Genomic DNA, 12,655 nt, shown 5'->3' with positions numbered 1-12,655 from the left:
ACTGTTGAATCCGATTCTCACATCGGTATGGGAGACCGTCAAATAGGAGACGCGGCGCGCGGTTTCCGACCAGCGCGTCTCAGTCCGGTGAGCAGGTGCTCAGCGGTTGATTCGGAGGACCGGAAATCATGAGTGTCGAGCCGACCGGCGATCAGCGGTTGTTCCAGACGACGACCCGCGAGTTCCTCGACCGGACCGTCCCGATCGAGACGGTGCGCGAACTCGCCAATGCCGCATCGGGTTTCGATGACCTGTGGTGGCGACGCGGCGCGGAGTTGGGCTGGACAGCGATGCTGGTGCCCGAAAGTCTCGGAGGCGGCTCGATCTCCGGCCGGCCGATGACCGAGCTCGCGCTGGTGGCCGCGGAGTTCGGTCGCACCTGCGCACCCGGCCCGTTGATCCCCACCAGCGCCGTGCTGGCCGGACTGGCGGCCGCGGGTGATCGATTCGCCGATGTGATCGCCGAGATCGTCAGTGGCGAAGCCATCGCCGCGTGGGCGCTCTACGAGCCGGGCCGCGGTTTGGATCTCACCGCGCCGGACACCCGCGCCGAACCCGACGGCGCGGGCTACCGGCTCACCGGACTCAAGGACCGCGTCGAAGCCGGTGACCGCGCCGACCTGTTCCTGGTCACCGCACATGGGCCCAACGGCCCAATCCAACTCCTGGTGCGCGCCGATACCCCGGGCGTGACGGTCACCCCGACCTGGACGCTCGACCTCGTTCGCCGTACCGCCCGGGTCGAGTTCGCGAATGTCTTCGTGGGCGCCGAGGCCGTGGTCCAGCAAGGCGAAACCGCCACCGCGGCAACGCAATCGCAACTGCATATCGCAGCGGCACTCAGCGCCGCGGAATCGGTCGGCGCCGCCCAGCGTGCTTTCGAGGCCACCGTGACCTGGATGTTCGACCGCTACACCTTCGGCCGCCCGCTAGCCTCCTATCAGGCCCTCAAACACCGCATGGCCGATAACAAGACCTGGCTGGAGGCCTGCCGTGCGACCGCCCGCGCCGCGGCCGCGGCCATCGACGAAAACCCTTCCACGGCGGCCGAATTCGTCAGCGTCGCCAAGTCCTATGTCGGCACGAAGTCCCCGGTAATCGTTCAGGACTGCGTCCAGATCCACGGCGGTATCGGCGTCACCTGGGAACACGACCTGCATCTGTTTCTGCGGCGCGTCACCTACGGTCGGGCCCTGTACGGCACCCCGGAGGAACATCACCGCCGCATTACCGATCTACTCGTCCGAAGCGCCGCATGACAACCGATCTCGAACCCGTCCACAGCTTCCGCGACCGCGCGCGGCGCTGGCTGAAGGAAAACCTCCCGCCCACCACGCAGACCTACACCGGCGCGGACCACGACGAAGTGTGGGATCGCGCGCGCGAACTACAGCGCATCCTCGCCGACGGCGGCTTCGCCGGTATCTGCTTCCCGAAAGCCTATGGCGGCCAAGGGCTCACGCCCGCCCACCAGCATGCCTTCACCGAGGAGTCGCTCGGCTACGAGATGCCGCTGGTACTGAATGTGCCGACCCTGGCGATCTGCGCGGCCACCCTGCTCGAGCTGGGCACCGAGAAGCAGAAGCGCACGCATCTGACGGCGGTGCTGCGCGGCGAGGAGATCCTGGCCCAGTTCCTGTCCGAACCGCGCGGCGGCTCGGATCTGGCCGGGCTGACCACCCGCGCCGACCGCGACCGTGCGGAGTGGATCCTCAACGGCTCCAAGATATGGAGTTCGGGCGCCTATGCCGCCGACTACGGACTCTGCCTGGCCCGCACCGACTGGGACGTGCCGAAGCACAACGGGCTCACGCTGTTCCTCGTCCCGGTCGCCGCGCCGGGCGTGACCATTCAGCGGATCAAACAGGTCACCGGATCAACCGAGTTCTGCCAGGAGTTCTTCGACGATGTCCGGCTGCCCGCCGACGCCGTGATCGGTGAGGTGGGCGGCGGTTGGGCGGCGGCATCGCGGCTGCTGAATCACGAACGGGCCGCCATGGGCGGCACCTCGCCCTACACCAGCGGCCAGCGCCCGCATCTCGGCGCGGAGGCCACCACGCTTGTCGACCTGGCGCGCGCGACCGGCGGACTCGACGATCCGCGGGTGCGTGAGGATATCGGGGCTGCCAGGGCCATGATCGTGGTCCGCAACCAGCTCATCGCGCACGTCTCGCACGCCATCGGGACCGGCGAACTGCCGCCCGCGGCCGGATCCATCGTGCGCCTGTTCAGTGCCGAAAACGCCTTGCTGCAAACCGATTCCGCGGTCACGATCGCGGGCGCGGCGGCGGTGACCGGCGATCCGGACGGTCCGGGCGTCGGCCGACTCGGCATCGACTATCTGTTCCGCAACGCCTGGAGCCTCGCGGGCGGCAGCACCGAAATGGCCCGCAACGTCATCAGCGAACGCGTACTCGGCATGCCCCGCGAACACGCCGCCGACCGCGACGTGCCGTTCAACAAGGTCGAGCGAGGTCGTTGAGTGACGGGCTGGTTCGAACAGCGCAGCGGCCTCGACGGCACCGTGGCCGTGATCACCGGCGGCGCAGGCGGTCTCGGGCAGGCGATCGTGCACGATCTGGTCGCCAATGGTGTCCGGCCCGCGGTCCTCGACCTCGATGCCGAAGCGGCCGAGGCCCTGCGACACACGATGGCCGACCGCGACGCCCTGGTACAGGCTGGTGACGCCCGCGATCCCGATACGCTGGCGGCACTGTTCGCCGCCGTCGACGAGCGCTGGGGTCGACTCGACACCCTCGTCAATGTCGTCGGCGGCACCTTCCGTGCGCCGTTCACCGAGACCACACCGGAGGGCTGGGACGCGCTATTGCGCACCAATCTGCTGCACGTATTCCACGCCTGCGCTCTGGCGGCGCCACGGATGCGGGGCGGTGGACGCGGCGGCAGCATCGTCAATATCACCACCATCGAAGCGCACCGTGCCGCACCGGGTTTCGCCGTCTACGCCGCCGCGAAGGCGGCCGTCGAACAGTTCGGCCGCACCCTCGCCGTCGAACTCGCACCGGACCGGATCCGGGTCAACAATGTGGCCCCGGACTTCGTGCCGACCCCCAACCTCGCCAGGTTCTCGCACGGTGACGGCGCCATGTCCGATCCGGCCGGTGCCCGGGTCGCCATACCCCTCGGCCGCCCAGGTCAGGTCACCGATGTCTCGAACTGCGTGGTCTTCCTCGCCTCGGCTCTTTCGGCCTACCTCACCGGTACCACCCTGCACCCCGACGGCGGCACCTCGGCATCGGCGGGCTGGTTCAACTGGCCGGATACCGGTTGGGCCAATTACGCTCCGCTGCGCTATCTCCAGAGTTGATCGGGGTGATCGCGCGCAGACAGAACGCGGTCGTGCGATCGATATCGGCCGCGGTCGGCTCGACCCGGCGCCAGAGGAAATCGGTCAGACTGCCGACGGTCGCGTGCGCGACGAGCCCCGCATCGAATGCCGGGTCCTGGCTGCCCAATTCGGTGAAAGCGCCGTGCAGCAGTGTGGCGAGCCGATCGCTCGGCGTCGGCGACCCGCCATCGAGATCCGGTGCCGACCCGCCGGCATTCCACAGCACCGCCCTGGTCAATGTCGCCGTGGCCTCGGCCGCCTGGGACAGCACCGCCTCGACCCACCGGCGCACCTGGTCCTGCGGTGTCTCCGCCGTGCTCATTCGGTGGGCGGCATAACGCACCAGGCGCTCGGCGCCATCCTCGATGAGCGCGGATATGAGTGCGTCCTTCGACGGAAAGTGCCGGTAGAAGGCGTCATTGGATAGACCGGCGGCCGCGACGATATCGGCGACACGCGGTCGCGACGCGGTTCCGCTGGCGCGGATCACGGCCAGCGCGGCATCCAGCAGACGGCGCACCTCGTCGGCGTAGGTTGCCTCCCGTTTGGCGAGAGCCCGCGCTGCAATGCGGCCCACCACGTCAACCGCTGGACCTGCAGGGCTATTCTCGCTCACAAGAAGAGTATTCTCAGAATTAGGAGTCGGCGCAAATGCCCGAGCGTGTCCTCATCCTGCAGGGGGCGACGAACTTCCGCGATCTCGGTGGCTATCCGACCGTCGACGGCGGATACACCCGCTGGGGCATGGTCTATCGCTCCGACGCTCCGCACCGGCTCAGCATCGACGACCTCGCCATCATCGAACGCCTGGGGCTGCTCGTCGCCTATGACCTGCGCACCGACGAGGAGCGCGACCGCTCTCCCTCGGCCCTGCCCGCCACCGTGCGCCGCATATCGCTCACCATCGGCGGCACCGCCGCCCACACTCGGGCCAATGCCGAGATGATCCGGACCCGGCCCGCCGACATTCCCGACGACTTCCTCGCCGAAATGTATCGCCGGATGGCCGATTTCGACGCCGGAATATTCGGGCGGATCCTCACCGAGCTAGCCGATGCGGACGGTACACCGGCGCTGATCCATTGCACCGCGGGCAAGGACCGCACCGGCGTCGCCGCCGCATTACTGCTGGCGGCACTCGGGGTCGACGAGACGACGATTCTCGACGACTACGAACTCAGCGCCATTCACTTCACCGACCGGCGCCTGCCCCGCCTACTCGCCCGCCTTCCCGAGAATGTCGACCCCGCACGCTACCGCGCGGTGTTCGGTGCGCCGCGGCTGGCGATGGCCACCCTGCTCACCTCGCTTCGGGAACAACACGGGAGTGTCGAGGGCTACCTGTGTACCAGGGCCGGGCTATCGCCCTCGACTCTCATCGCACTGCGCGACCGGCTGGTCCAGTCAGCCGTTTCGTGACTGCGCCTGGTACCCGGCAACGAAGTCGGTGGCCTGCTTGTGCAGATGCCGCAACAGGATCTCCTGGTCATTTAGCGGGAACTCGGTGATCGCCCGTGATTCGAGCATGGTCTGCGTGGCCTCGAGGGTGTTGCAGTCCTGCAGGCCGAATTCCTTGAAGGTGAGCGCGGCCAGCTCCTGACGCAACCGGTCGGTGGCATTGCGCGCGGGGGCGAAATAGCAGGTGCCCTCGAAGATGTGCTTGTTGTAGGCGGTCGGCCAGTAGTGATACGTCAGGTACCAGCCCGGCGCCCACACGACGATCATGAAATTCGGGAAGAAGACGTAGGAGTCCAGGCCCCACGCCCGGTGCCGGGCGGGGTTGAGGCCGGGTGGCAGATTGTCCAGGGCGGGGATGTCCGGGCGATCCCAGGCGCCGAAATTGCCGCTGCGCAATACCCTTTCGATCGGCTTGACCATATTCAGGTCCTTCGGCGGGGCCATGCCGCCCCATGAGGACACCATGCCGTGCGGCCCGTCCAGCTCGTAGTGCAGCGCCTCGAAGCCGAAGTTCGACAGCTTCGACGACTCACCGGACACGTACTGCTTCGCGTGCAGGATGGGCGCGTGGTAGAACTCGGCGAAGGCGTCGATGTAGAGCTTCCAATTGCTGCCGACCTCGGCCCGGTACTTGTACACCTCGGTCATCTCCCCGAACGGGTAGCCCGCCAGACCCTCGGCGAACTTGCCGAGATAGTCGGTCAGCGGCGCGGCATCGTCATCGAGATTGACGAAGACGAAGCCCTCCCACACTTCGCAGCGCACCGGCTTCAGCCCGAACCGGTCCCTGTCGAAGTCGAAGAACTCCTGCTCCTGCTGCACGAAGGTGGCCTCGCCTTCGAGGCTGTAGCGCCAGGCGTGGTACTTACAGGTGAACTGTCGGCAGGTACCGGCCGTCTCCCGACCCGGATAGTCGTCCCAGACCAGCTTGTTGCCGCGATGGCGGCAGACATTGTGGAACGCGCGGATTTGCCGGTCGTTGTCCTTGACGATGATCAGCGACGTGTTCACCACCGCGAGCTCTTTGGTGAAGTAGCTGCCCTTGCGTGGAAGCTGTTCCACCCGACCGACATTCAGCCAGGTACGCGCGAAGATCGCTTTGCGCTCGAGCTCGTAGTGCTCGGGCGAGATCGAATCCTCGAACGACACCAGGCCGGTGCCCAGCTCTGGATAGTGCTCCGTCCACGACCCCTCCGCGGGCTTCGCGAAATGCGGCATCTGCAGCTCCCGTCAAATCGAATACCACGGCCAACGGGCCGCCGACACCAGGAAATGCTAGCCGTTCGTAAAGCAGATTGCTAGCCGTTCGTAAAGTAAACGCCTTGCCGATCGTCAAGTACAGTCTTAGCCATCACGATGAGTTCAGCGGAAGGGACGCCATGACTAGGGCAGATGTTTTCGCGCGTGAAGCCGACAGTCGGCAGCGCCTGATCGACGTCGCGGTAACACTTTTCATCCGGCACAGCTTCGCCGGGACCTCGCTGCAGATGATCGCCGATGAGCTCGGTTTCACCAAGGCCGCGATCTACTACCACTTCCGCACCCGGGAACAACTACTCCTCGCGGTGCTGCAACCACTGCTGCAACAACTCCGGTCGGTGATCGAGACCGCCGAACAGCAGCGCACCCCGCGCGCCCGCGCGGAGTCGATGCTGATCGGTTACGCCGAACTCGCCGCCGCGAGCCGATCGATCGCCGCCGTCGTGACCACCGATCCCAGCGTCATTCGGGTGGTGCGTCAGCAACCGGACTGGCGCAAGGTGATCGATCGACCTGTGGCACTACTGGCCGAGCTCACCCCGGGACCCGATGGTGTCATCGCAGCCACCGCGGTGCTGACGGGTCTAGCCGGTGCCGCGTCCGGCGCGCCGAGCGATGTCGATCAGGAGACGCTGAACCGTCAGCTACTCGACATCGGCCGCCGCATACTCGGACTGCGCAGACCGCGAGTCACATAACGCAGCACCATATTTCGGGCCACCGGCGGACTCCGCTCGTCGGCTATCGAACCTGTTCCGCCACCGACGTCGGCGCCTCGAAACCGCCGATCTCCTGCTCGAGCAGTTCGGCCAGCCGCAGCGGGGTGCGGTCCTCGAACATCGGGCCGATGAGCTGAACGCCCACCGGCAGGCCCTCGGGGGACCGGCCCGCCGGTATCGCGGTGGACGGGAGACCGGGCATGGTGGCCAGACCGGCCCAGACGAGCTGGTCGGCACCCGGGTAGGCCACTCCGTCGATGTCGATCCGCCGCTCTCCCAGATTGGGGTTGTGATCGTGCGGGAACGCGGGAGTCGGCGTGACCGGACAGACCACGGCATCGAACTCGGCGAAGAGTTGCCGCCAGCCTTGGCGGTGGCGCTCACGACTGATGTTGGCCTCGATCCAGTCGCGGTGGCTGAACACCGCGCCGCGCAACCGCGCCGCGTGGAGACTCTGGTCGTCCGCGTTCAGTCCGGCGGCGTGGTTCCGAATCTGCTCGTACCGCTCCACGGGATACATTGCGGCCAGGTTCGCCAGCAGCAACTGCGTGTAGAGCGTCGCGGCCTCGGTCAGATCGGGCAGCAACGTAGTTTGCCGTTCGACTCGGGCACCGCCGCCGACGAGCGCGTCGGCGACTCGGTGCACCGCCGCCCGCACAGCGGAGCTGGTGGCAATGAGCGGATGATCGTCGATGACCAGGACACGGAATTCGGAGAGCCGCTCATGGCGCGCGGCCGGAAGAGCCAGGTCGTATGCGACGCCGAGCGTCAGCGGGTCCGGGCCGGCCATCACGTCCAGCAGCAGTGTGAGGTCGCGGGCGGTGCGCGCCATCGGCCCGACGACGGCGAGGTCGCGCTCGGACGGCAGTGCCGGCGCGGGCGGTGGGACATGACCGCGGCTCGCCACCAGCCCGTATGACGTCTTATGCGCGTAGACGCCACAAAAATGCGCCGGCGTGCGCAGCGAACCACCGATATCGGAGCCGATCGACAGCGCGCCGAACCCACACGCGAGGGCCGCAGCTGATCCGCCGGAGGATCCGCCCGGCGTGCGGCCGAGATCCCACGGGTTGTTGGTGGTGCCGTAGATCTCGTTGAAGCTCTGCAGATCTCCCAGCATCAACGGCACATTGGTCTTACCGAGCAGCACCGCGCCCGCGGCCTTCAGTCGCGACACCTGTACCGCGTCCTCGGCAGGCACGTAGTTCCGCTGCTGCGGTATGCCCCAGGTCGTGGGCAGCCCGGCCATGTTGTAGGACTCTTTGACCGTCACCGGAATACCGAGCAGCGGCCGGTCCTCGCCGCGGGCACGCGCCTCGTCGGCACCGCGCGCGGCGGCCCGCGCACGGTCGAAGTCCGGCACGCAGATCGCGTTGATCGCCTTGTCGTCGCGCTCGATCCGGGCGATCGCCTCGTCGGTCAGTTCCACCGAGGTCACCTCACCGGCGCGCAACGCAGCTGCGAGTTCTTCGGCCGACCGCAAACTCCACTCCATCAGACCGACCCTACCGGCCGCCGCATCCACTGAACCCGGTCCTGCACGAATCGTGTACTGACGCTTGACTTTCCGCAGTCCGCTCAGCGCTGGTCGTGCCGCCGCGCGGAGGGAAATAGGCGCTCGACAGCGGAGACGACCGCCGCTCATTTCGCTCTCGCGGTCCGATCGAATGAGCCAGCTCCGGCTGTCTTGCCCATGACATCACCAGCTGATCGACGAAAGCAGAACATCCGACGGCATCCACAGACTCGGCCTGGATCTGAAACGCCCCCCATCATGTCCTCGAAACTGTCCTGCGACCGATCACCCGCTGGCTGTGCGCGGCCGCCACCACGAATTCAGTTGTATTACATACAAATTCGACAGAATCGCACGATGCTGCCCGGCACCGGCTCCGCCACCCGAACCCGATCGTGATCAGGTCACCGGCCTGGTCACGATCTACGGCTGGAGTCTAGGCTCCCGGCATGAGCACGGCGCAAACAGAGAACGGCCGCGCGGGGAACCGACGATTGGGGTCACGGCTTCGCAGGCATCTTCTGCTTGTCTGCACCGTCGTGGCCTGCCTCGGGATACTCGTTTCGGCGAGCAAGCCGGCGAGCGCCGAGCTGATGTCGTTGTCGCCGTTGCTGATCCTCGGGGGGACATTCGTGGTGGTTGTGGTGTTGTGCGTGGTCATCGTCTACCCGATCCTGGCAGTCCGATCCCGGCGGCTTCGGGTACCTGAGCTCAGCCCCCTCGCTGCTCCCGCACTGATAGTCGCGCTCACGGCCATTCTATGGAGCGCAGACCTGCCAATGGCTGTGCGCTGGCACTTCTCGGCGCACGCCTTCGACGATGCGGCACAGCAGGTGAGTGCCGGGATCGATCCACGGACGTTCGAAGGTGACCGCCTCGGCCTTTATCGCATTCGCGGTGGGGAACCCCTCGGCGATCGCGGCGTGGAACGCCGCAACGACGGCATCTACTTCAGGACTGGCCCGATGGCGGCCCATTGCTCGATGGGAAGTGGCTTCGCCAATCTTCCTGGCCACCGGCCCGCGACAGGCGCATCCCATCACCTCAGCGGCGACTGGTATTGGTTCTGTTTCACCAGCGCGTTCGTAGTGCCCGACCACCCCATCGGAGAACCGCACTAGCCGGTGACGAAACCGCTAGCCTGAAGCGACGAAGGTGACAACAACACCACCGCGGGCTAAATGCACGGTACGCAGCCAGTCAGGGAAGGCGAGTATTCGCCGAACCCGCACGCTTGGTCACGCGATCTTTCAAACCTGCACGGCGGCAAGCATGTTCGGGCATCTCGGCGGACCCGTCCGTGTTCGGCGTCAGCGCTTCATTTGCCCCGCCATCGCCATCAGCGCATCGCGCCGCGACATCGAGAGGAGTGTCTCGAATGTCGCCCTAAGAGAATGATATTCTCACAGTCAGGAAGTGGAGCTTCAGTAGCTCTCACATAGAGCTTCTCCCATATCTTCCGAGCGGCCACCAGTGGGAGCCATATGCTGAGCAGCGATACGCAGGCGGGCATCGCCGCACCTGCATGGACCCAGGCGGAACTACAGCGCCTGATGGATGTCCAGCCGTGCGGCGACGGCCGATATCTGGCCCCCGCCCACGGTCCGACGGCCCGGGATGTGGTCGAAGCCGGACAAATGCTCGGCGACGCGGTGGTGGCAGCGGCCACACATGTACCGCACCAACGCGTTACCTCGGCATCGATGATCTTCTCGCGCGCGGCCGCACATACGGCTCCGCTGGATATCGAGGTCGATGTGGTGCGATCGGGGCGCACCTTCACCACCGCTCAGGTCACCATTCGCCAGCACGATTCACCGCGCTGCGCCGGGATCGTTCTGCTCGATTCAGGTGCGCCCGACCTGGTTCGCTCGACGGCCCCGATGCCGCGGGTCGATCCGCCGGATCGGCTGCGCCCACTCGCGATTCCGGGCACGGAGGTGGACGGCCGCGACATGCGGGTGGTCGACGACGCCTACGACCCGAATCCGAATTTGGTCGGTCCGCCGGAGTTGTTCGTCTGGACGCGGTTTCGCGAACCACCGGAGCAGGACTACCTGCACGCCGCGCTGCTGACCCACTCCTGCACCCACTGGACAGTGGCGGCAGCGCTGCGCCCGCACGCGGGTGTCGGTGAGGCGATGGCACATCGGTCGATCTCGACCGGAATCACGATGGCCACCATCACCTTCCACGACGACGTCGACGTGACCCAGTGGCTGCTGTACGCCACCCGCGTCACCTACGCTGGGCGCGGTCACGCGCAGAGCGAAGGCCGAGTGTATACCGACGACGGGGCCATGGTCGCCTCCTACAGCGTGCACGCGATGGTGCGTGGCCTCGAACCTCGCGCCAAGAACTCCGACACTCTGCTCTGACCTACAGGAGACCGCTTGGAACCATCGGGCTATCTCGGCCGGCCGGATTATCGTGTCGATATCCGGCGCATCCGCAATCTGGTCCGTGTCACCGACGGCGACCGGATATTCGGCGAGTCGACCGCGAGTCTGCTTGTCGCGGAACAGGATCACGGCATCGTGTTCTACCTGCCCGCGCCGGATGTGCGGTTCGACCTGCTAGTCCCCGACGAGCTGACCTCGCGCTGTCCGTTCAAGGGTACCGCGCGGTACTGGCGTGCGGCTGATCGTCCGGATCCGATCGCTTGGGAATACGACCAGCCCTATCGCGAGGTCGCGATATTGAGTGGCCATATCGGTTTCTATCAGGATCGGGTCCGCGTCGAGGTCGGCGTGGCGATTCCCACGGTCAGTCGGTAGGCCGGTCGTCCGGCTGGTCGGGCTCGGTTCCCTGAGCAGCGCTCGGTGCCGCAACGGGAGGAGTCCGGCGACGAAGCCGACCAGGGGCCCATAGGCCGATGGCGAGGGCGGCGGCCAGGGTCACGGTGCCGAGGATGGCCGCTGCTCGGCGGACACCGTGCACGAATGCGGCCTTGGCCGCGTCGGCGAGCGGTTGGGCTTGCGGGCCCAAGTGCTCGGCCACGGCGAGTGCGCCGACCAGTGAACCGGAGACCGGACCGCGTAGCTGTTGCGGGAGCATCGGCAGGATCGTCTCGATCCGCTGGCTGTAGCCCGCGGCGAGAATGCTTCCGGCCAAGGCTATTCCGATCGCGGCGCCGACCTCGCGCGATACGTCGTTCACGGCCGCCGCGATGCCGTGCTGGTCGGCAGACACACCCGCCATGATCGCGGCCGTTGCCGGCGCCGCCGACAGGCTGATGCCGAGACTGACGATCAGCAGCGGCCAGACGACATCGAAATAGCTGCCATCGACCGACAATCGGGCGACCGCCAGGAGCCCGACGCCCAATAGCGAGAGGCCGCACAGGGTTTGCAGCCGCAATCCGAATCGCTCGGCGAGCCACGGCGAGATGGGCGAGATGGTCACGAAGGGAATCATCATCGGCGCCATGGCCAAGGCCGAGATCAGCGGACGGTAGCCGAGAATCAGCTGCAGGAACTGCACGACAAGCATGAACATACCGAACGAGACCAGGAACTGGATCGCGACGGAGGCGGTCCCGGTGCCGAATCGACGATCGGCGAACAACCGGACGTCGAGCAGCGGATGCGCCACCCGCAATTCGATCAGCGCGAATGCCGCGAGCGACACGATGCCACCGACGGCGGCACCGATCACCAACGGATGCGACCAGCCGAGCCGCGGCGTCTCGGTGGCCGCCGCCACGATCATGCCGACGCCGATTGCCGAGGTCACCGTGCCCCACGGGTCGAAACCGGGCCGCGCCGATGCGATCGATTCGGGGATGACGCAGCCGGTGGCGGCAAGCAGCGCGCTGCATGCGCTCATCGCCGCCATGATCGAAACCCAGGTCCAGAACTGCAACAGCAGGCCGGAGACGAGAATCCCGCCCACCGCACCCATACCCACGGAACCGGCCCACATACCGACGGCGACGCCGCGCCGGCCTTCCGGCAATCCGGCGGTGAGCAGCGACAGCGTCGACGGCATCACCAGCGCGGCGCCGACCCCGGCCGCCGAACGAGCCGCGATCAGCCATATCGGACCGTCGAACAGCATTGGTACAGCGGAAAACAGCGCGAACACCCCGAGACCGATAAGCAGCATCCTGCGGCGTCCATACCGGTCCCCCAATGCGCCGCCGGGCAGCACCAGACAGGCCAGTGCGAGGGTGTAGCCGTCCACGATCCAGGTCAGCTGCTGCTGGGTGGCGCCGGTGGCCGCGGCGATCTCGGGCAACGCGGTGTAGAGCGCGGCCATCGAAGCGACGACCAGCGCCACCGCGGCACACGACAGCATCAGCGCCCACCGCTGCATGACGGACAACCGTGTCGCGGTGGAGTCCATGTCCTG

Annotated in this window: 12 protein-coding genes; 8 read left to right on the top strand and 4 right to left on the bottom strand. The window is 66.7% G+C overall.

Annotated elements, in window-relative coordinates:
* Window positions 1-128 precede the first annotated feature (128 nt).
* The 3 genes from ACQPYR_RS13400 to ACQPYR_RS13390 are packed head-to-tail and all read left to right on the top strand — an operon-like array spanning window position 129 to window position 3,328.
* On the top strand, window positions 129-1,259 hold the full coding sequence (locus tag ACQPYR_RS13400; RefSeq protein ID WP_433631839.1) for an acyl-CoA dehydrogenase family protein: 1,131 nt from the start codon (window positions 129-131) through the stop codon (window positions 1,257-1,259).
* A complete protein-coding gene (locus ACQPYR_RS13395) occupies window positions 1,256-2,482 on the top strand; it encodes an acyl-CoA dehydrogenase family protein (RefSeq protein ID WP_433631836.1) in 1,227 nt (408 codons plus the stop codon). Before ACQPYR_RS13400 ends, ACQPYR_RS13395 begins: the two co-directional genes overlap by 4 nt.
* Window positions 2,483-3,328 (top strand): SDR family NAD(P)-dependent oxidoreductase, encoded by an 846-nt coding sequence (locus tag ACQPYR_RS13390; protein ID WP_433631834.1) that lies wholly within the window; start codon window positions 2,483-2,485, stop codon window positions 3,326-3,328. It abuts the gene before it with no gap.
* Here the strand turns inward: ACQPYR_RS13390 and ACQPYR_RS13385 are convergent.
* On the bottom strand, window positions 3,270-3,926 hold the full coding sequence (locus ACQPYR_RS13385; protein WP_433631831.1) for a TetR/AcrR family transcriptional regulator: 657 nt from the start codon (window positions 3,924-3,926) through the stop codon (window positions 3,270-3,272). The genes ACQPYR_RS13390 and ACQPYR_RS13385 overlap by 59 nt on opposite strands.
* A gap of 74 nt (window positions 3,927-4,000) precedes the next feature.
* Between ACQPYR_RS13385 and ACQPYR_RS13380 the strand changes: the two genes are divergently transcribed.
* Window positions 4,001-4,768 carry a tyrosine-protein phosphatase gene (locus ACQPYR_RS13380; protein ID WP_433631829.1) on the top strand — a complete coding sequence of 256 codons (768 nt, stop codon included), beginning with the start codon at window positions 4,001-4,003 and terminating at the stop codon, window positions 4,766-4,768.
* Here the strand turns inward: ACQPYR_RS13380 and ACQPYR_RS13375 are convergent.
* On the bottom strand, window positions 4,754-6,025 hold the full coding sequence (locus ACQPYR_RS13375) for an aromatic ring-hydroxylating oxygenase subunit alpha (RefSeq protein ID WP_433631826.1): 1,272 nt from the start codon (window positions 6,023-6,025) through the stop codon (window positions 4,754-4,756). The genes ACQPYR_RS13380 and ACQPYR_RS13375 overlap by 15 nt on opposite strands.
* Window positions 6,026-6,186: 161 nt before the next feature.
* Here ACQPYR_RS13375 and ACQPYR_RS13370 point away from each other — a divergent pair, with 161 nt between their 5' ends.
* Window positions 6,187-6,765: a TetR/AcrR family transcriptional regulator gene (locus ACQPYR_RS13370; RefSeq protein ID WP_433631823.1), complete on the top strand. Its 579-nt coding sequence runs from the start codon at window positions 6,187-6,189 to the stop codon at window positions 6,763-6,765.
* Window positions 6,766-6,808: 43 nt separating this feature from the next.
* Here the strand turns inward: ACQPYR_RS13370 and ACQPYR_RS13365 are convergent, their stop codons facing one another.
* The gene (locus tag ACQPYR_RS13365; RefSeq protein ID WP_433631820.1) at window positions 6,809-8,281 is read right to left on the bottom strand and encodes an amidase; all 1,473 of its coding nucleotides are present in this window, start codon (window positions 8,279-8,281) and stop codon (window positions 6,809-6,811) included.
* Between the two features lie 470 nt (window positions 8,282-8,751).
* Here ACQPYR_RS13365 and ACQPYR_RS13360 point away from each other — a divergent pair, with 470 nt between their 5' ends.
* The 3 genes from ACQPYR_RS13360 to ACQPYR_RS13350 all read left to right on the top strand — a co-directional run bounded on the left by ACQPYR_RS13360 (window position 8,752) and on the right by ACQPYR_RS13350 (window position 11,079).
* A complete protein-coding gene (locus ACQPYR_RS13360; protein ID WP_433631817.1) occupies window positions 8,752-9,423 on the top strand; it encodes a hypothetical protein in 672 nt (223 codons plus the stop codon).
* 363 nt (window positions 9,424-9,786) lie between these two features.
* Window positions 9,787-10,680: an acyl-CoA thioesterase gene (locus ACQPYR_RS13355; RefSeq protein ID WP_433631815.1), complete on the top strand. Its 894-nt coding sequence runs from the start codon at window positions 9,787-9,789 to the stop codon at window positions 10,678-10,680.
* A 15-nt stretch (window positions 10,681-10,695) separates the two neighbouring features.
* Window positions 10,696-11,079 (top strand): DUF427 domain-containing protein, encoded by a 384-nt coding sequence (locus ACQPYR_RS13350; protein ID WP_433631813.1) that lies wholly within the window; start codon window positions 10,696-10,698, stop codon window positions 11,077-11,079.
* Here ACQPYR_RS13350 and ACQPYR_RS13345 read toward each other — a convergent pair.
* Window positions 11,069-12,649 carry an MFS transporter gene (locus ACQPYR_RS13345; RefSeq protein ID WP_433631810.1) on the bottom strand — a complete coding sequence of 527 codons (1,581 nt, stop codon included), beginning with the start codon at window positions 12,647-12,649 and terminating at the stop codon, window positions 11,069-11,071. The genes ACQPYR_RS13350 and ACQPYR_RS13345 overlap by 11 nt on opposite strands.
* Window positions 12,650-12,655 lie beyond the last annotated feature (6 nt).

The sequence above is a fragment of the Nocardia sp. CA-120079 genome (assembly GCF_050955745.1).
Classification (GTDB): domain Bacteria; phylum Actinomycetota; class Actinomycetes; order Mycobacteriales; family Mycobacteriaceae; genus Nocardia.
Note: the sequence above shows the minus strand (reverse complement) of the source record. Positions and strands in the feature narration are given on the sequence as shown.

Excerpts from the sequence above, each read along its gene's own strand:
- ACQPYR_RS13400 (WP_433631839.1), top strand. The coding sequence starts at position 129 with ATGAGTGTCGAGCCGACCGGCGATCAGCGGTTGTTCCAGACGACGACC.
- ACQPYR_RS13395 (WP_433631836.1), top strand. The coding sequence starts at position 1,256 with ATGACAACCGATCTCGAACCCGTCCACAGCTTCCGCGACCGCGCGCGG.
- ACQPYR_RS13380 (WP_433631829.1), top strand. The coding sequence starts at position 4,001 with ATGCCCGAGCGTGTCCTCATCCTGCAGGGGGCGACGAACTTCCGCGAT.
- ACQPYR_RS13375 (WP_433631826.1), bottom strand. The coding sequence starts at position 6,025 with ATGCCGCATTTCGCGAAGCCCGCGGAGGGGTCGTGGACGGAGCACTAT.
- ACQPYR_RS13370 (WP_433631823.1), top strand. The coding sequence starts at position 6,187 with ATGACTAGGGCAGATGTTTTCGCGCGTGAAGCCGACAGTCGGCAGCGC.
- ACQPYR_RS13365 (WP_433631820.1), bottom strand. The coding sequence starts at position 8,281 with ATGGAGTGGAGTTTGCGGTCGGCCGAAGAACTCGCAGCTGCGTTGCGC.
- ACQPYR_RS13360 (WP_433631817.1), top strand. The coding sequence starts at position 8,752 with ATGAGCACGGCGCAAACAGAGAACGGCCGCGCGGGGAACCGACGATTG.
- ACQPYR_RS13355 (WP_433631815.1), top strand. The coding sequence starts at position 9,787 with ATGCTGAGCAGCGATACGCAGGCGGGCATCGCCGCACCTGCATGGACC.
- ACQPYR_RS13345 (WP_433631810.1), bottom strand. The coding sequence starts at position 12,649 with ATGGACTCCACCGCGACACGGTTGTCCGTCATGCAGCGGTGGGCGCTG.